Genomic DNA, 17,284 nt, shown 5'->3' with positions numbered 1-17,284 from the left:
ATACCCTGCGCCGCCACGGAATCCGAGCAGCCACAACCGAGTCAATCCGTCGCAGAAAGATGTGTATATGCCCTAGCCCCATGTGGGGGAGATGTCCGGCAGGACAGAGGGGGGCGCTGTCCCGCCGACTTTCGTGATCTGTCAATCCCTCAATACGGGCTCGCCACGTCCCCCGTCTCGACATAAACCGCCTTCAGCTGCGAATAATGCGCCAGCGCCGCCAGCGAATTCTCGCGGCCGATGCCGGACTGCTTGACGCCACCGAAGGGCATTTCCACCGGCGTGAGATTGTAGGCGTTGATCCAGCAGATGCCGGCCTGCAATTCGGCGATGACGCGATGCGCGCGCGGCAGGTCGCGCGTGAACACGCCCGCCGCCAGCCCGAATTCGGTGTCGTTGGCGCGCTCGATCACCTCGTCCTCGCTGTCGAATTTGAGCACGCTCATCACCGGTCCGAAAATCTCCTCGCGCGCGATCCGCATGGTGTCGGCGACATTGGTGAACACCGTCGGCTCGACGAAAAAACCGCCTTCGAAACCCTGCAGCGACGGTAAATTGCCGCCGCAGGCTAGGCTGGCGCCATCCTGCTTGCCGGCTTCGATATAGGAAACGACCTTGTCCTGCTGCGCCTTGTTGACCAGCGGACCCATCTGCGTTTCCGGATCGAGCGGATCGCCGATGCGGATCTTCTTGGTGCGCTCGACAAGCCGCTCAACGAAGCGGTCGTGCAGGCCCTTCTGCACGAAGACGCGCGTGCCGTTCGAGCAGATCTGGCCGGTAGAGTAGAAGTTGCCGAGCATGGCGCCGCCGATGGCGTTCTCGAGATCGGCGTCGTCGAAGACGATCAGCGGCGACTTGCCGCCGAGCTCCATCGTCGCGTGCTTCATCTTCGAGCCGGCAAGCGACAGCACCTTGCGGCCGGTCGGCACCGAGCCGGTCACCGAGACCTTGGCCACGACATCGTGCCCGACAAGGCCGGCGCCGACATCGCCATAGCCTTGCACGACATTGAACAGCCCGTCGGGCAGGCCGGCCTCTGAATAGATCTCGGCCAGTGCCAGCGCCGAAAGCGGCGTGTTCTCCGACGGCTTGAATACCATGGCATTGCCCATGGCCAAAGCCGGCGCCGACTTCCAGCCGGCGATCTGGATCGGATAGTTCCAGGCGCCGATGCCGACGCAGACGCCGAGCGGCTCGCGGCGCGTATAGGCGAAGGGCCCGCCGAGATCGATCATCTCGCCATTGAAGGCGGCGACCGCTCCGGCGAAATATTCCAGGCAGTCGGCGGCCGAAGGGGCGTCGGCCACCAGCGTTTCCTGGATCGGTTTGCCGGTGTCGAGCGTCTCGATGCGGGCCAGATCGGCATTGCGCGCGCGCAGAATGTCGGCAGCGCGGCGCAGGATGCGGCCGCGCTCGACGGGCTTCAACCGTGCCCAGGCAGGCTGCGCGGCCCGGGCGGCTTCGATCGCCAGCTCCAGCACGTTCGGCGTTGCCGAATGCAGCGTGGCGATGATCTCGCCGGTAGCCGGATAGATCACCGGCAGCGGGGCACCGCCTTCGTCCTCGATGTAGCGGCCGTTGACGTAGTGCGATGCCGTTGGCTGGGCGCGCATGGCTTTCTCCGGAACTGTTCGCCGATCGGGCGGGTGTGCCCGACAATGCCCTATCGGTCCGCCACCTGCCAGCGCGGATTGATCCACGGTTCCTGGTTGGATGGCGCCAGCGGCGTTCGGCCAAGGATGTGATCGGACGCCTTCTCGCCGGTCATGATCGACGGCGCGTTGAGGTTGCCGTTGGTCACCCGCGGGAAGATCGAGGAGTCGGCGACGCGCAGCCCCTCGACGCCGATCACCCGGCATTCCGGATCGACGACGGCCGTAGGATCGTCGGCGCGGCCCATCCTGCAGGTGCCGCAAGGATGGTAGGCGCTCTCGGCATGGTCGCGGATGAAGGCGTCGAGCTCGTCGTCCGACTGCACATGGCTGCCCGGTGAAATCTCCTTGCCGCGGAAGCCATCGAAGGCCTTCTGGCCGAAGATCTCGCGCGTCAGCCGGATGCAGTGGCGGAACTCGCTCCAGTCGTCCGGATGCGACATATAGTTGAAGCGGATCACCGGCTTGGCCTTCGGATCGGGCGAGCGCAGGCCGACCGAGCCGCGCGACTTCGAGCGCATCGGCCCGACATGCGCCTGGAAGCCGTGCGACTTCGCCGCCGACTTGCCGTCATAGCGCACCGCCGCAGGGATGAAGTGATACTGGATATCGGGGTAATCGACGCCGGCCTGCGAACGCACGAAGGCTGCCGCCTCGAAATGGTTGGTGGCGCCAAGGCCGGTCTTGAAGAAAAGCCATTGCGCGCCGATCAGCGCCTTCGAGAAAGGATTGAGCACCGAGTTCAGCGTGATCGGCTTGGTCGATTCCTGTTGGATATAAAGCTCCAGATGATCCTGCAGATTGCCGCCGACGCCCGGCCGGTCGGCAACCACCTGGATGCCGTTTTCCTGGAGATGCGCGCCCGGGCCGATGCCTGACAGCATCAGGATCTTTGGCGAATTGATCGACGAGGCCGCGACGATCACCTCACGCCGCGCCTTAACGACCTGAATCTTTTTATCAGCTTCAATCTCGACGCCGATCGCGCGTTGATTCTCGATTACCACGCGCCGGGCGAAACCCTTGAGCAGCCTGACATTTCCGCGTCTGAGAGCCGGCTTCAGATAGGCGTTCGCCGCCGACCAGCGGCGGCCGCCCAGAATGGTCTGTTCCATCGGCCCGAAACCTTCCTGCTTGGAGCCGTTATAGTCGTCGGTGAGCTCGAACCCGGCCTGGCGGCCCGCCTCGACGAAGGCGCCGTAGAGCGGATTTTTCCGCGTGCCGCGCTGCACATGCAATGGTCCGCCTTTGCCCCGCCAGCCATCCTCGCCGCCGTCGCAATCCTCCATGCGCTTGAAATAGGGAAGCACGTCGGCGAACGCCCAGCCTGCGGCGCCCTGTTCGGCCCAGTGGTCGAAGTCATGCGCATGTCCGCGCACATAGACCATGCCGTTGATCGAGGACGAGCCGCCGAGCACCTTGCCGCGCGGGGTGGCCAGCACGCGCCCGCCGAGATGCGGCTCCGGCTCGCTGGCGAACCCCCAGTCGTAGAGGCTCATATTGAGCGGGATCGACAGCGCCGACGGCATCTGGATCAGCGGCCCCATATCGGTGCCGCCGAACTCGATGACGATCACCGAGTGCTTGCCGTCTTCCGATAGCCTGTAGGCCATGGCCGAGCCGGCTGAGCCGGAGCCGATGATGACGAAATCCGCTTCAAGCATTGTTCACATGCGCCATAAAGTCGGCGAGCGAGACATTGCCGCCGGTTGCAACCACAAGGACGGTCTTGTCCTTCACATCCACCTTGCCGCCGAGCAGCGCCGCGAGCGATGCCGCGCCCGAAGGCTCCAGCACCAGCTTCATCCGCTCGAAGGCGATCTTCATCGCCCACCGCACCGAGGCGTCGTCGACGGTGACGCCGCGCACGCCGGCCGCGCGCACCGCCGCGAAGGGCGCGTCGCCGGGCTTGCGCGCCATCAGCCCGTCGCAGATCGATTTCGGCCCGATCGGCATGGTCTCGATCGCGCCATGCGCCAGCGACGAGCCCATGCCGTTGAAACCTTCCGGCTCGACGGCGATGATCTCGGTGTTGCGCGACAGATAGTGGAAGGCCAGCGAAACACCGCCGATCAACCCGCCGCCGCCGACCGAGCAGAATACCAGGTCTGCATGCGCCTTCTTCATTGCCAGCTGGTCGAGCGCTTCCAGTCCCGCGCCGGCCTGGCCGGCGACGATCTCAGGATCGTCGAAGGGATGCAGCAAGGTGAGATGCTCGCTCTCGGCGATCTCGCGCGCCTTTGCAGCCGCAACTTCCTCGCGGGCCCGTTCGCCATGATCCGTCAGCACCACGCGCGCGCCATAACCGGCGGTCGCGTCGCGCTTGGCGGCGGGCGCGTCGATAGGCATGACAATGGTGACGGGGATGCCCAGCGCCTGGCCGGCCGCCGCCAGCCCTTGCGCGAAATTGCCGGAGGAATAGGCGACGACCCCCTTTTTCGCTTCATCCGGCGAAAGCCGGTTCAACCGCCAATAGGCGCCGCGCACCTTGAAGGAGCCGGCCCATTGCAGCGACTCCGGCTTGACGAAGATCCGCGCTGCACCCGTCTCTTTTGCGAGCGCCGCCGACTCCAGCAGCGGCGTCACCTGCGTGGCCGTCGAGGTGACGGCATAGGCCTGTTTCAGATGGTCGAGGGTGGGAACGAGAACGTCAGCCATTATTCGCCTCTCGGATAGCGTTTGCTCTCTTCGAGATTGTCGAGGTTCATGTGGTTACGCATGTAGCGTTCCGACGCCTTCTGCAGCGGCTGGAAATCCCACGGGTAGTAGGCGCCGTTGCGCAGCGCCGGATAGACGACCCAGCGGCGCGCCTGGCTTTCGCGCACGGCGGCGTCGAAGGCGGCCATGTCCCAGCGGGCCCCGACCTTGTCCATGAACGCCGCCACCAGGGCTGCGTTCGCCGGATCGTCGGCGAGGTTGTCACGCTCGAGCGGATCGGTATCGAGATCGAACAGTTGCGGCGCGTCGAGCTCGCAATGGACGAATTTGTATTTACCGTCGCGCATCGCGACCAGCGGCGCGTAGGAGCCTTCGGCCGCATACTCCATCAGCACCGGCCCGCTTCGCGCCTTGCCGTCGAGCAGCGGCAGCAGCGACTGACCGTCGGTCCACGGTTCGATTGCCGCGATGTCGATACCGGCTAGGTCGCAGAGCGTCGGCGTCACGTCGAGATTGGAAACCGGCGCCGCGATCAGGCCGGCCGGCACGTCCTTGCCGGCGATCATCAGCGGCACGCGCGCCGAGCCTTCGAAGAAGCTCATCTTGAACCACAGGCCGCGCTCGCCCAGCATGTCGCCGTGGTCCGAGCAGAACAGGACGGTTGTGTCGTCGAGCATGCGGGTACGCGTGAGGACGTCCAGAATCTCGCCGAGCTTGTCGTCGACATAGGAAATGTTGGCGAAATAGCCGCGCCGCGAACGGCGCACTTGTTCTGGCGTGATCTCGAAGGCTTGGTAGTCGCTGGCGCGGTAGAGCCGTTGCGAATGCGTATCCTGCGCGTCATGCGGTATGAACGGGATTTCAGGATCGAGCGCCTGGCAGTTCTCGTAGAGATCCCAATACTGCTTGCGCGCCACATAGGGGTCGTGCGGGTGCGACAGCGAAACGGTAAGGCACCAGGGGCGATGACCCGCGTCGTCCTGCTCGCGCGACAGCTGGTAGAGCTTTTGCATGGCAAGGAAGACGACCTCGTCGTCATACTCCATCTGGTTGGTGATCTCGGCGACGCCGGCGCCTGTGACCGAACCCAGATTGTGATACCACCAGTCGATGCGCTCGCCGGGCTTGCGGTAGTCTGGCGTCCAGCCGAAATCGGCGGGGTAGATGTCGGTGGTCAGACGCTCCTCGAAACCGTGCAACTGGTCGGGCCCGACGAAATGCATCTTGCCGGACAGGCAGGTGTAGTAGCCGGCGGCGCGCAGATGGTGGGTGAAGGTCGGAATGGAAGAGGCGAACTCGGCGGCGTTGTCATAGACCCCGGTGCGCGACGGCAGTTGCCCGCTCATGAACGAAGCGCGGCCAGGCGCGCAGAGCGGCGAGGCAGTGTAATTGTTGGCGAAGCGCGCCGAGCGCGCGGCAAGCGCCTTCAGGTGCGGCGCATGCAGGAAGTCCGCCGGGCCGTCCGGAAAGAACGTGCCGTTGAGCTGATCGACCATGACGATCAGGAAATTGGGTCGCCGGGTGGTCAAGGCAGGCTCCGTCCGTTGAGCTTGGTTTCGAGATAGTCTTCCACGAGCGCGATCGCGGTCTGCGCGTCGGGCACGCCGTCCTTCAGCGCGCGGCGGATGTAGAGCCCGTCGATCAGTGCCGCGGTCGCTTCCGCCACGCGGTCTGCCTCGGCCCGAGGCAGGATGCCGGTCAGCCCGCTCATCAGGTTCGAATGGAGCCGCCGCGCATAGATGCGCAGCAGCCGCCGCAGCTCCATCGATTTCTGTGCCTCGACATAGAAGGCGAGCCAGGCGGCGATGATCTGAGGCTGGAACTGCTCGTCGGAAAAGCTGACGGCGACGACGGCCGAGACGCGCTGGCGCGGTGTCGCGGCAAGGCCGAACGCGCGTCTGGTGTCGGTGTTGAGCTCAGCGAGGATGTGCCGCATCGTTGCGAAGAGCAATTCGTCCTTGGCGCCGAAATAATGATGCGCCAGCGCCGACGACACCCCGGCGCGGCCGGCGATCTCCGACATCGTCACGTCCAGCGATCCGCGCTCGCCGATCGCCGAGATCGTCGCGTCGATCAGCGCCCTGCGGCGCACTGGCTCCATTCCGATTTTGGGCATTCTGGGGGTCCGGTTCGAGCCAAGGTTATTTTTTATTGACGCGTCAATCAATAAAAATCGACACCGGGATCAACCGATCGTGTCGTTCTGGCCCATGGCATGGGGCTGGAAACGGTTCATTATTGAACAATATTGAATCACATGCCGCGTGCGATCGTGCTAGGCTGCGGCACAGATGGAGGTTGCCATGACCGCATGCATCGTCGGCTGGGCGCATTCGCGCTTCGGCAAGCTCGAAGGCGAGACGCTGGAGGGCCTGATCACCAAGGTCGCCGTCGAAGCGCTCGACCACGCCGGCATCGGCCCGGACGATGTCGACGAGATCGTGCTTGGCCATTTCAACGCCGGCTTCTCGCCGCAGGATTTCACCGCAAGCCTCGTGCTCCAGGCCGACGACCGGCTGCGCTTCAAGCCGGCGACGCGCGTCGAGAACGCCTGCGCCACCGGTTCGGCCGCCGTCCGTCAAGGCATCCGCGCCATCGACGCCAACGCCGCTCGCATCGTGCTGGTGGTCGGCGCCGAGCAGATGACGACCACGCCTGGACCCGAGATCGGCAAGAACCTGCTCAAGGCATCCTACCTGCCGGAAGATGGCGACACGCCGGCAGGCTTCGCCGGCGTCTTCGGCAAGATCGCGCAGGCCTATTTCCAGCGCTATGGCGACCAATCGGACGCGCTGGCCATGATCGCCGCCAAGAACCATCGGAATGGCGTCGACAATCCCTACGCCCAGATGCGCAAGGATTTCGGCTACGAGTTCTGCCGCCAGGAAAGCGAGAAGAATCCGTTCGTCGCCGGTCCGCTGAAGCGCACCGACTGCTCGCTGGTCACCGACGGCGCCTCGGCGCTCGTTCTCACCGACACGGCGACGGCGCTGAAGATGCGCCGCGCCGTGACTTTCCGCGCCAATGAGCATGTGCAGGACTTCCTGCCGATGTCGAAGCGCGACATCCTCTCCTTCGAGGGTTGCGAGCGCGCCTGGGAGCAGGCGCTGAAGAAGGCTGGCGTGACGCTCGACGACCTCTCCTTCGTCGAGACGCATGACTGCTTCACCATCGCCGAATTGATCGAATACGAAGCGATGGGGCTCGCCAAGCCAGGAGAGGGCGCCAAGCTGGCGCTGGATGGCACGACGGCAAAGGACGGGCGCCTGCCGGTCAATCCGTCCGGCGGCCTGAAGGCCAAGGGCCACCCGATCGGCGCCACCGGTGTCTCGATGCATGTGCTGACAGCCATGCAGCTCACCGGCGAAGCCGGCGGCATCCAGGTGCCGGGCGCAAAACTCGGCGGCATCTTCAATATGGGCGGCGCGGCCGTCGCCAACTACGTTTCCATCCTCGACCGGATCAGGTAGAAGCGGCCCGCATCGAAGCGCGCCCTCCTTGGGCAGCCCGTGCGGGAGGCAACATGACGAATCCGGTTCTGGTCGAGGTCACGCGCGGCGCTGTGGTCGAAAGCGGGCACCGCGGCGCGGTTTCCATTTTCGACGCCGACGGCAAGGCCGTTTGGGAGATCGGCGATACGGACCGCCCGGTGTTCCCGCGCTCGGCGGTGAAAGCAATCCAGGCATTGCCGCTGGTGGAATCGGGTGCCGCCGATGCCTACGGCTTCGGCAACCGCGAGCTGGCGCTGGCCTGCGCCTCGCATTCGGGCGAGCCGGCCCATGTCGAGCTGGCCACGGCGATGCTCGCCAGGGCGGGCCTCGACAGGACGGCGCTGGAATGCGGTGCGCACTGGCCCTCGAGCCACGAGGCCACCATCGCGCTCGCTCGCGCCGGCAACGTGCCGAACGCCTTGCACAACAACTGCTCCGGCAAGCATTCCGGCTTCCTCTGCACCTGCGTGCATACCGGCATTTCGCACGCTGGCTATGTCAAGGCCGGCCACGCTTTGCAGGAGATGGTGCGCGACGCCATGCAATCCGTGACGGGCGCGGCGCATGACGTCGATCATTGCGGCATCGACGGCTGCTCGATCCCGACCTACGCCGTGCCGTTGAAGAATTTTGCTCAGGGCTTTGCCCGCATGGCGACGGGCAGCGGCTTTGCGCCCGAGCGCGCCAAGGCGGCGAAGCGGCTGCTTTCGGCCTGCATGGCCGAGCCGTTCCTGGTCGCGGGCACCGGCAAGGCGGACGTCGCGCTGATGCAGGCAGCACCCGGTCGCATCTTCGTCAAGACCGGCGCCGAAGGCGTCTATTGCGCGGCATTGCCCGAGCTTGGCCTCGGCATAGCCTTGAAATGCGATGACGGCGCGGGCAGGGGAGCCGAAGTGATGATCGCCGCAGTGCTGGCGAAGTTGCTCCGCGACGATGAGGCGGTTGCGGCAAGGCTTACCGAACTTGCCCATCCCGCGGTCGAAAGCCGCATAGGTGCCAAGGTCGGCTTGCTGCGGCCGACAGCGGCGCTCAACTAGCCGTCTTCAGCGACAGCACCAAAGTCATCGGATTCTTTGGCGAAGCCTGAAAGCCGTAGCGCTCATAAAACGTCTTGGCCTCATCCGATATGGCATGAACCAGGAGACCGCGAATGCCGAGAATGGCAGCCGCTTGACCGGTCCGCAGCACCGCGTCCTGCAGCAGAGCAACACCCAGACCCTTGCCTTGCCAGTTCGCATCGACAGCCAAACGGCCAAGCACAGCCACAGGCACGGGATCGGGCATATTGCGGCGGATCGAACCAGGCGCATCCGCCAGGTCAAGTCCGCCCGATGAAAGGCAGTAGTAACCGACGACGAGCGTCCCTTCCGCAACCACATAGGTTCTGGACGCACCGCTGACTTGATTGGCTCGCGCCCGCCGTCGAAGCCATAGGTCCAGGCTGTCGGTCCCGCTTTGAAAAAGGTCGAGCTCGTGCACACCGGCTAACAGGGCTGGCGCCGAAAGCATCAGTCCCGCCAGGGCCTGGGCGCATTCATCAGGCGGGCGAATCCCTCGCCGCTCGGCGGCTGGTCTAGAATATCGAGATAGTGCTGATAACTTTCGGCATCGACCTTGATCAATGTCTGGTCCAGCAGCGTGTCTTCGGCTGCGCGGTAGGCGGCGTCGATCATGAAATCGGAGCGGGTCTTCCCGCGGATCTTCGCGGCGCGGTCGATCAGGATGCGGATATCCTCGCGGATGCGCAGATTGACGGGCTTGGCGCGGGTGTCCTCGTTTTTGATGGCCATGGCGATGTATCCTTCCATCACCGATATAGCATTTTTGCATACACAATGTGTATCTAAATCTAAGATTGCCAATTTTCATCGCTGGCGACCTGGACGGCGCCGGTTCTACGCAAACCGAACAGCAGCGAGTTCATGTTTCTGCTAGTCTCCCTCACCATCAATCGGATGCTGGGCGCTGGCTATGCTGGAAGCGGACAAGGTGTTTGCCGGGTCAATCCCGGAAAATTACGATCGACATATGGTGCCATTGATTTTCGAGGCCTATGCCGCGGAGACCGCGCGGCGAGCGGCGTCTTTCTCACCCTTGGCCATTTTGGAGACCGCCGCGGGCACCGGAGCCGTCACCCGTGCCTTGGCGCCGAAACTCTCTCCTGGTGCCAGCTACATCGTAACCGACCTCAACCAGCCGATGCTCGACTATGCGGCTTCGCGCCAGGGCCCCGACGGCCGCATCGCCTGGCGCCAGGCGGATGCCCTGAAGCTGCCTTTCGAGGATGCGGCCTTCGACCTCGTCTGTTGTCAGTTCGGCGCGATGTTCTTTCCCGACCGTTCCGCTGCCTATCGCGAGGCAAAGCGTGTGCTGAAGCCCGGCGGATATTTCCTCTTCAGCGTCTGGGACCGCATCGAGGAGAATATATTCGCCGATGACGTGACGAATGCTCTCGCCAGGATTTTTCCGCACGATCCGCCGCGTTTCCTGGCGCGCACGCCGCACGGCTACCACGACAAGGACCTGATCCGCCGCGATCTCGAAGCCGCGGGGTTTTCCGAGGTCGCGATCGATACCAGGGCCGAGCAGAGCCGCGCATCCTCGCCGCGCGTTCCGGCCGTTGCCTATTGTCAGGGGACGTTGCTTCGCAACGAGATCGAGGCGAGGGAGGCAGGACGGTTGGCGTCCGCGACCGACTACGCCGAAGCCGCGATTGCCGACAGACATGGCCGCGGCGAAATTGCCGCCAAGATCCAGGCGCACATCATCGTGGCCTCGATCTAGCTGACCTTGTTGCGCTCGACGGTGAGATGCGCGTAGCCAGTATCGGTTGACTGGGTGAGGTCGCCGGTCACCGGATCGGCCCAGCGCTGGCCGATGATGGCGCCGTGTTGCGCGCCGTCGATGACGTTGTCGGAGATGACGGCGCTGCCGGAGCCTTCGACGACCGAAACGACGATGCCGGTGCCCGCCTTGCGGATGACGTTGCCTGTCGCCACGACATTGCGCAGATAGGGGCCCCAGCCGAGCTGCATGCCATAGAGCGGCGCGTTCTCGACGACATTGCCGGAGACGGTGGTGTCGGCCTCGGTGCTGATGCCGACGCCGAAGCCAGGCGGGTCGGCGGTGTAGGGGCCAGTGGTCGAGAGGTTGCGCACGATATTGTTCGAGCAGACGGCCATCCGCCCGCCTTCGTTGAAATTGACGATCGAGATCCCGTTGGCGGCGCCGTCGACCAGATTGTTGCTGATGACCGCGCCTTCGAAGGAGAATTCCGAATAGATTCCGGTCTCGCCCGAGCGCGAGCAGGTGTTGCCGGTGATCTGCAAATTGCTTGAGCTGTTGGCGCGGACCGCGGTGAAAGCACAGTCGGAGACGACATTGCCGGAGATGATGACATTGCCGGCGCGGAAGGCATTGATGCCGTTGCCGTTCTGCCCGGTGCCGCCGCTGCGCGCGCCGATGCGCTGGACACGATTGCCGCTGACGATGGTGCCGTCCTCCGCCGCCTGCCAGCGATGCACCAGGATGCCGCCATTGGCGCAATCGGACACGGTGTTGCCGGAAATCTCCAGGCCGCCGGCCTCGACCGAATAGATGCCGGCATCTGCAGCACCTGAAATATCGGAGCGGCCGACGCGGCCGACGGCATGCTCGAGCGCCAGCCCGTTCTTGCCGCTGCCGGTCACCTGGCAATTGTCGATGACCAAGTGCGCGACACGGCGCAGGTCGAGCAGCCCTTGCGTGTAATCGGCCAGCCAGCGGTTGGCGCCGTCGAGCACCAGGCCGCTGAGCTCGATGTGCTCGGCTTGTTCGGCCATCATCAGATGGCCGTTGCCGCCATAGATGATGCGCGTCGCGCCGGGCACGCCCGACAGGCGCACGCGTGTGGGCAGCTTCAGGTTTGAGACGAGATAGCTGCCGGGCGGCAGGAATATCGGCTGGTCGCGGTCACTGGCCTCGGTCAGCATCCTGGCGAAAGCCTTGCTCTGGTCGTCGACCGCGCCCGGCTGCACGCCGATCTCGGTCGCGTTGATCGAGCCGCGCGTCGCGGCCATCTCGATGCCCGGCAGCGACTTGGCCGATGCCTTGCCGGCAAAGATGCCGGCGACGGCGAAGCCGGCGGTCCGGGCAAGCAGCGTTCGTCTGTTCAACATCGGCACAGGTCCTGGCGTTTCGCCCTGTCTGTCGCAGGAATCGTGCCAAGGCGGGCTCATCGGCAAACCGCTTGTGCAGTCGCCTCGCCAAGCCTAAGTTCACCGCATGAGCAGAGCTTTCACGCGCGAAGAAGACAGCGAAAACGCCATTGCCGGCGTCGGCGAACGTCCGGTCAGCACGCACCGCAATCTTGTGACGGAGCGCGGCCTTGCGATGATCGAGGACAACCTCGCCGAGCTGCGCGACCTGATGGCCAAGGCTGAAAGGCGCGGCGACCGCGAGCGCCTCGCTGTCGTGTCGCGCGACCTGCGCTACTGGACCGCGCGGCGCGAAAGCGCGGAGCTTTCGGTGCCGGAGCCGGGCAGCGACGTGGTCCGCTTCGGCATGGGCGTCACCCTGGAAGGCGATGACGGCAAGAAGGTGCATTGGCGCATCGTCGGCGAGGACGAGGCCGATCCCTCGAAGGGCAGCATTTCCCATGTCTCGCCGATGGCCGTGGCGCTGTTCGGCAAGAAGGTCGGCGAGATCGTGACCGTCAACGGCAAGGAATGGGAAATCGCCAAGCTCTCGGACAAGGCCGAGAGCTAGTCTTCGAGCTTGACGACATGGTCGCGGAAGAAGGCGGCCGCCCCAGGCTCATCGATCTGACCTGCGGCGACACCCATGACGAATTCGTAGATCGTGCCGTTGTCCGCCATCAGGTCGTAACCGTTGATGATCAGGAACGCGCCGGCTGCAACCATGGCCGTGCGCTTGTTACCATCAACGAACGCATGGTTCCTCGCGATGCCGAAGATATACGCCGCAGCCAGATCCTCGACAGACGGGTCACCATAGTTGGCCTTGTTCTCGGCGCGGGCTAGCGCGGATTCAAGGGCGTTCTCGTCCCTCAAACCCTGTGCACCGCCATGCCGACGCAATTGCTCAGCATGCATCGCTTCGACTGCGCGACGCGACAGAAACTGCCAGCTCATTCCGCAAGCTTCTGAAGCGCGACTTTGTATTTGTCCATGACCTTGCGGGCAGCTTCCATTTGCCGCTCGAAGCTGTCGTCCACCGGCTCAAGCGCAATGCCCTTGTCCGTTTCAACGATCTGAAGCTGGTCACCCGCCTTCATGTTCATGCGATCGAGGAGTTCCTTGGGCAGGATCACGCCTTCGGAATTGCCGATCTTTCGAATGATGGTGTTCATGGTGCTGCAGTCCTGTTGCAACATTGATTATAACCTAAACACCGTGTTGTTGCAACAGATATTATAACCCAATGCAGCCTATGAACCAGCCAACGTCCGCGATTAACCGCGACGATTCATCCTCGTCATCCACGGGCGGAGCAGGAGCAAAGCTCCTGCGCAGACCCGAGGATCCATTCCGTGACGCTTGTACGGATCAAAACGATGCGGAACCAGGCGCTTATCCAGTCCAGTGACAAGGCTCGATAGCGTCCGGACGATTATGCGACCATTCTGAGGTGTCGCGTTCCTTCGCAGACGTTACGGAATGGATCCTCGGGTCTGCGCGACGGAGCCTCGGCTTCGGTAGCGACGTCGGCGACCTGCTCTCGCCGCCGCTATTACCGAACCCTCGCTCAGCCGCCCAGCAACCGATCCATCAGCCGGTTGGCCGCTTCCGGGATGACGGTTCCCGGCGGGAAGATCTCCGCCGCGCCTGCGGCCAGCACCGCGTCGTAGTCTTGTGGCGGGATGACGCCGCCGGCGACGATCAGCATATCGCCATGGCCAAGCTTCCTCAGCGCGTCCTTGAGCTCGGGGATCAGCGTCAGGTGCCCGGCGGCTAAAGAGGAGGCGCCGATGATGTCGACATCGTGCTGCACCGCGAGCTTCGCGATCTCATCCGGCGTCTGGAACATCGGCCCGACGGTCACGTCGAAGCCCAGATCGGCGAACGCGCTGGCGATCACCTTCTGGCCGCGATCGTGGCCGTCCTGTCCCATCTTGGCGACCAGGATGCGCGGCTTGCCGCCGGATTTCTTTTCGAACGCTTCGATCTTCTCCTGCAGCCGCTCAAGCGCCGGGTTGTCGCCGAGCGCCTCGCGATAGACGCCGGAGATCGTCTGCACCGCCGCCGTGTGGCGGCCGAATACTTTTTCCAGAGCCAGCGAAATCTCGCCGACGGTAGCATTGGCGCGCGCCGCGCGGACCGCGAATTCGAGCAGGTTCTCGCCGCCCTCGGCGGCACGGGTCAGCGCCGCCAGCGCATCCTCCAGCGCCGCGACGTCGCGCGTGCCCTTCAGCCGCTGCAGCTTCGCCAATTGCCTGGCCTTCACCTCGGCATTATCGATCTTCAGCACATCGACCTCGATATCCGCTTCAGGCCGGTGCGCGTTGACGCCGACCAGCACCTGCTCGCCGGAATCGATGCGCGCTTGGGTGCGCGCGGCCGCTTCCTCGATGCGCAGCTTCGGGATGCCCTTCTCGATCGCCGCCGCCATGCCGCCGAGATTTTCGACCTCCTCGATATGGGCAAGCGCGCGCGCCGCCAGATCGTGCGTCAGCCGCTCGACATAGGCAGAGCCGCCCCACGGATCGATCATGCGCGTGGTGCCGGATTCCTTCTGCAGGACGAGCTGCGTGTTGCGCGCGATCCGCGCCGAATGGTCGGTCGGCAGCGCCATCGCTTCGTCGAAGGAATTGGTGTGCAGCGATTGGGTGTGCCCCTGCGTCGCCGCCATCGCCTCGATCATCGTGCGGGTGATGTTGTTGTAGGGATCCTGCGCCGTCAGCGACCAGCCCGAGGTCTGGCAATGGGTGCGCAGCGACAGCGAGCGCTCGTCCTTCGGCGCAAAATTCTTCTTCATCAGGCTCGACCACAGCAGCCTTGCGGCCCTGAGCTTGGCGACCTCCATGAAGAAGTTCATGCCGATCGCCCAGAAGAAGGACAGGCGCGGCGCGAAACGGTCGATGTCGAGGCCGGCGGCGACGCCGGCGCGGGCATATTCGATGCCGTCGGCGATGGTGTAGGCAAGCTCCAGATCGGCCGTCGCGCCGGCTTCCTGCATGTGGTAGCCGGAGATCGAGATCGAGTTGAACTTCGGCATATGCCTGGAGGTGTAGGCGAAGATGTCCGACACGATCCGCATCGAAGGTTTCGGCGGATAGATGTAGGTGTTGCGGACCATGAACTCCTTCAGAATGTCGTTCTGAATGGTGCCAGTGAGATCGTTCTGGGCGACGCCCTGTTCCTCCGCCGCCACGATGTACAGCGCCATGATCGGCAGCACGGCGCCGTTCATTGTCATCGACACCGTCATCTCGTTGAGCGGAATGCCGTCGAACAGCTGCCGCATGTCGAGGATGGAATCGATCGCCACGCCCGCCATGCCGACATCGCCGGCGACGCGCGGATGGTCGCTGTCATAGCCGCGATGCGTGGCGAGATCGAAGGCGACCGACAGGCCTTTCTGGCCGGCCGCGAGGTTGCGTCGGTAGAAGGCGTTGGACTCCTCGGCCGTCGAGAAGCCGGCATATTGCCGGATCGTCCAGGGCTGCTGGACATACATGGTCGGGTAGGGGCCGCGCATGAAGGGGGGCAGGCCGGGATAGGTGTCGAGATTGGCAAGACCCTTGAGATCGCCTTGGCCGTAAATGTGCTTTACGGCGATGCCTTCCGGCGTCATCCGCTGACCTCTGAGCTCGACCGGCGCGCGACGCGGCTCCGACCAGCCGATCTGGCTGAAATCCGGGATCATGATCCGGCTCCGATCGACTGATCGATGCGCACCGGAAACAGCGGCTCGCAGGTCGCCACGCCTTCGGTCAGGGCTGGACGCCGTTCCCGCGGTAGCGTCTCGACAGGACGTTCGCTGCCGACGCGGTAAAGCGTCGTGCCGACAATGCCGCGCTCGCCCGACCGATAGGCGCCGTTGCGCTTGGCGGCGGCCGTCTGCACGCGGTTCTGGATATAGCCCTGCTGCAGGCTGGCGAGCACGCCGCCCTCGGCCTCGATGCGCTGGAATTCTTCCCAGGCCGCGGCGCAGAGATCGTTGGTCAGCGCCTCGACCGAACCGGAGCCGCAGGCCGGATCGGCGACATGGCCGATGTGGCTCTCCTCGGCCATGATCAGCTGCGCGTTGCGGGCGACGCGGCGGGCAAAGCCGGCCGGCAGCCCGTGCGCAATGGTGTGCGGCAGGATCGAGATCGAATCGGCGCCGCCGGTTGCCGCCGCGAAAGCCGCGATCGCCGTACGCAAGATATTGGTCTCCGGGTCGGCCATCGTCATCATGCGATACGAGGTCTCGGCATGGATGCTGGCGGTCGAGGCCGGGATAGAGCAGGCTTCCTGGACCCGCGCCCAGAGCTTGCGCAACGCCCGCACCTTGGCCATCGACAGGAACTGGTCCTGGTCGACGCTGAGCGCGAAGCCAATATAGGGCGCCGCATAGACCAGCGGCTGGCGCGCCTTCTCGAACATCCTGAGATAGGACACGACGGAGGCCATCATCGAGCCGAGCTCCTGCGCCTCGGTGGCGCCGGCATTATGGAAGACGCGGCCGTCGGCCTCGAGCAGCACCCCCGGCACACCCATCGAGAAGAAATGCGCCAGCGACTGCGGCATCGATTCCTGCAGCGCCTCGATCGAGGTGCGCAGCCGCCCGGTTCCGGCGAAGATCGCTGCCGGGTCGATGCCGAAGGAAAGGTTGAGCTTGGCCGGATCGGAGCGGCGGCGGCTGAGAAAAGCCAGCAGCCAGTCGGCCACGGCACGGCTCCAGGGGTGCGCGTCGATGCGCACCTGCACGCGGTTGAGCGGCACGCCGTCGAGCACTCTCTCCAGCGCCTCCGCGGTGCGCGGCAAGCCGTAGCCGAAGGCATTCGGCGCACCCTCGAAGACAAGCGACAGGCCGGTGGCGCCTTGGGCGATGTCTTCCAGGGCTTGCGCACTGGCCCGGGCGACGTCCGGGTCGTCGACGCGCTGGCTGACGATCCAGGGCGCGGTCGGATTTGTGCGCGGCAACGGCTCGGCGGTCGTCGAGCGTTGGCTGAGCGGCTCGATGCGGATGCCGTCATCGGTGTGGGAGACGAGCTTTTCCTCGAAGGATCCGCCGGCAAGCACCTTTTCCGCCAGTGCCCGCCAACGCTTGGCGTCCGGGTTCGGAAGGTCGACATCCCTGGTCAAGGCGCCGGCGCCCATCGCTCTCCTCGCTTCTCGGTCGCATCAGCCGGTCAAGCCAATCTAAGGTCAGGAACCGGATATCACAATCCATCATCCGGCCGGGTTCTCTCGGCCAGCCAATCGATTGCCAAACATGCGCCGAATCCGCAAGCGCCAAAGGCCGAATCCGCAAGCGCCAAAGGCCAAATTCGCTGCG

Annotated in this window: 16 protein-coding genes; 4 read left to right on the top strand and 12 right to left on the bottom strand. The window is 64.5% G+C overall.

Annotation, left to right across the window (positions count from 1 at the left end):
• Window positions 1–149 precede the first annotated feature (149 nt).
• From betB to betI, 5 genes are read right to left on the bottom strand one after another with little or no spacing between them, the layout of a single operon-like run.
• Window positions 150–1,613, bottom strand: a complete 1,464-nt coding sequence (gene betB, locus FJ425_RS20790) for a betaine-aldehyde dehydrogenase (RefSeq protein WP_140636229.1) — start codon at window positions 1,611–1,613, stop codon at window positions 150–152.
• A gap of 50 nt (window positions 1,614–1,663) precedes the next feature.
• Complete coding sequence (gene betA, locus FJ425_RS20785) at window positions 1,664–3,316, bottom strand: choline dehydrogenase (RefSeq protein ID WP_140636227.1); 1,653 nt, start codon at window positions 3,314–3,316, stop codon at window positions 1,664–1,666.
• Window positions 3,309–4,310, bottom strand: coding sequence for a threonine/serine dehydratase (locus tag FJ425_RS20780; protein ID WP_140636226.1), 1,002 nt, complete (start codon window positions 4,308–4,310; stop codon window positions 3,309–3,311). The genes betA and FJ425_RS20780 overlap by 8 nt, the downstream gene beginning before the upstream one ends.
• Entirely contained in the window at window positions 4,310–5,839 is a 1,530-nt protein-coding gene (gene betC / locus FJ425_RS20775; RefSeq protein ID WP_140636224.1) for a choline-sulfatase, read from the bottom strand. The genes FJ425_RS20780 and betC overlap by 1 nt, the downstream gene beginning before the upstream one ends.
• Window positions 5,836–6,426, bottom strand: coding sequence for a transcriptional regulator BetI (gene betI, locus FJ425_RS20770; protein WP_140636222.1), 591 nt, complete (start codon window positions 6,424–6,426; stop codon window positions 5,836–5,838). Before betI ends, betC begins: the two co-directional genes overlap by 4 nt.
• A gap of 187 nt (window positions 6,427–6,613) precedes the next feature.
• On the opposite strand from betI, the gene FJ425_RS20765 reads away from it, so the two are divergent.
• Window positions 6,614–7,780: an acetyl-CoA acetyltransferase gene (locus FJ425_RS20765; protein WP_140725782.1), complete on the top strand. Its 1,167-nt coding sequence runs from the start codon at window positions 6,614–6,616 to the stop codon at window positions 7,778–7,780.
• A gap of 53 nt (window positions 7,781–7,833) precedes the next feature.
• On the top strand, window positions 7,834–8,838 hold the full coding sequence (locus FJ425_RS20760) for an asparaginase (RefSeq protein ID WP_140725780.1): 1,005 nt from the start codon (window positions 7,834–7,836) through the stop codon (window positions 8,836–8,838).
• Here the strand turns inward: FJ425_RS20760 and FJ425_RS20755 are convergent.
• Together FJ425_RS20755 and FJ425_RS20750 are read right to left on the bottom strand one after the other, a co-directional pair.
• Window positions 8,831–9,310: a GNAT family N-acetyltransferase gene (locus tag FJ425_RS20755; RefSeq protein ID WP_140725777.1), complete on the bottom strand. Its 480-nt coding sequence runs from the start codon at window positions 9,308–9,310 to the stop codon at window positions 8,831–8,833. The genes FJ425_RS20760 and FJ425_RS20755 overlap by 8 nt on opposite strands.
• The gene (locus tag FJ425_RS20750) at window positions 9,310–9,591 is read right to left on the bottom strand and encodes a DUF1778 domain-containing protein (RefSeq protein WP_140725774.1); all 282 of its coding nucleotides are present in this window, start codon (window positions 9,589–9,591) and stop codon (window positions 9,310–9,312) included. The genes FJ425_RS20755 and FJ425_RS20750 overlap by 1 nt, the downstream gene beginning before the upstream one ends.
• A 181-nt stretch (window positions 9,592–9,772) precedes the next feature.
• On the opposite strand from FJ425_RS20750, the gene FJ425_RS20745 reads away from it, so the two are divergent.
• Window positions 9,773–10,585, top strand: a complete 813-nt coding sequence (locus tag FJ425_RS20745; RefSeq protein WP_140725771.1) for a class I SAM-dependent methyltransferase — start codon at window positions 9,773–9,775, stop codon at window positions 10,583–10,585.
• Here the strand turns inward: FJ425_RS20745 and FJ425_RS20740 are convergent.
• Window positions 10,582–11,958, bottom strand: coding sequence for a TIGR03808 family TAT-translocated repetitive protein (locus tag FJ425_RS20740; protein WP_140725768.1), 1,377 nt, complete (start codon window positions 11,956–11,958; stop codon window positions 10,582–10,584). The genes FJ425_RS20745 and FJ425_RS20740 overlap by 4 nt on opposite strands.
• 106 nt (window positions 11,959–12,064) lie before the next feature.
• Between FJ425_RS20740 and greA the strand changes: the two genes are divergently transcribed.
• Window positions 12,065–12,547 carry a transcription elongation factor GreA gene (gene greA / locus FJ425_RS20735; RefSeq protein WP_140725765.1) on the top strand — a complete coding sequence of 161 codons (483 nt, stop codon included), beginning with the start codon at window positions 12,065–12,067 and terminating at the stop codon, window positions 12,545–12,547.
• Here the strand turns inward: greA and FJ425_RS20730 are convergent.
• The 4 genes from FJ425_RS20730 to FJ425_RS20715 form a co-directional block, all read right to left on the bottom strand.
• On the bottom strand, window positions 12,544–12,933 hold the full coding sequence (locus tag FJ425_RS20730) for a type II toxin-antitoxin system death-on-curing family toxin (protein ID WP_140546063.1): 390 nt from the start codon (window positions 12,931–12,933) through the stop codon (window positions 12,544–12,546). The genes greA and FJ425_RS20730 overlap by 4 nt on opposite strands.
• Window positions 12,930–13,151, bottom strand: coding sequence for an AbrB/MazE/SpoVT family DNA-binding domain-containing protein (locus tag FJ425_RS20725; protein ID WP_140546064.1), 222 nt, complete (start codon window positions 13,149–13,151; stop codon window positions 12,930–12,932). Before FJ425_RS20725 ends, FJ425_RS20730 begins: the two co-directional genes overlap by 4 nt.
• A 395-nt stretch (window positions 13,152–13,546) precedes the next feature.
• Window positions 13,547–15,667, bottom strand: coding sequence for a methylmalonyl-CoA mutase (gene scpA, locus FJ425_RS20720; protein ID WP_140725761.1), 2,121 nt, complete (start codon window positions 15,665–15,667; stop codon window positions 13,547–13,549).
• On the bottom strand, window positions 15,664–17,106 hold the full coding sequence (locus FJ425_RS20715; protein ID WP_140725758.1) for a methylmalonyl-CoA mutase subunit beta: 1,443 nt from the start codon (window positions 17,104–17,106) through the stop codon (window positions 15,664–15,666). Before FJ425_RS20715 ends, scpA begins: the two co-directional genes overlap by 4 nt.
• Window positions 17,107–17,284: the final 178 nt, after the last annotated feature.

Source organism: Mesorhizobium sp. B2-7-2 (assembly GCF_006440775.1).
In the GTDB taxonomy this organism is placed as follows: Bacteria; Pseudomonadota; Alphaproteobacteria; order Rhizobiales; family Rhizobiaceae; genus Mesorhizobium.
Note: the sequence above shows the minus strand (reverse complement) of the source record. Positions and strands in the feature narration are given on the sequence as shown.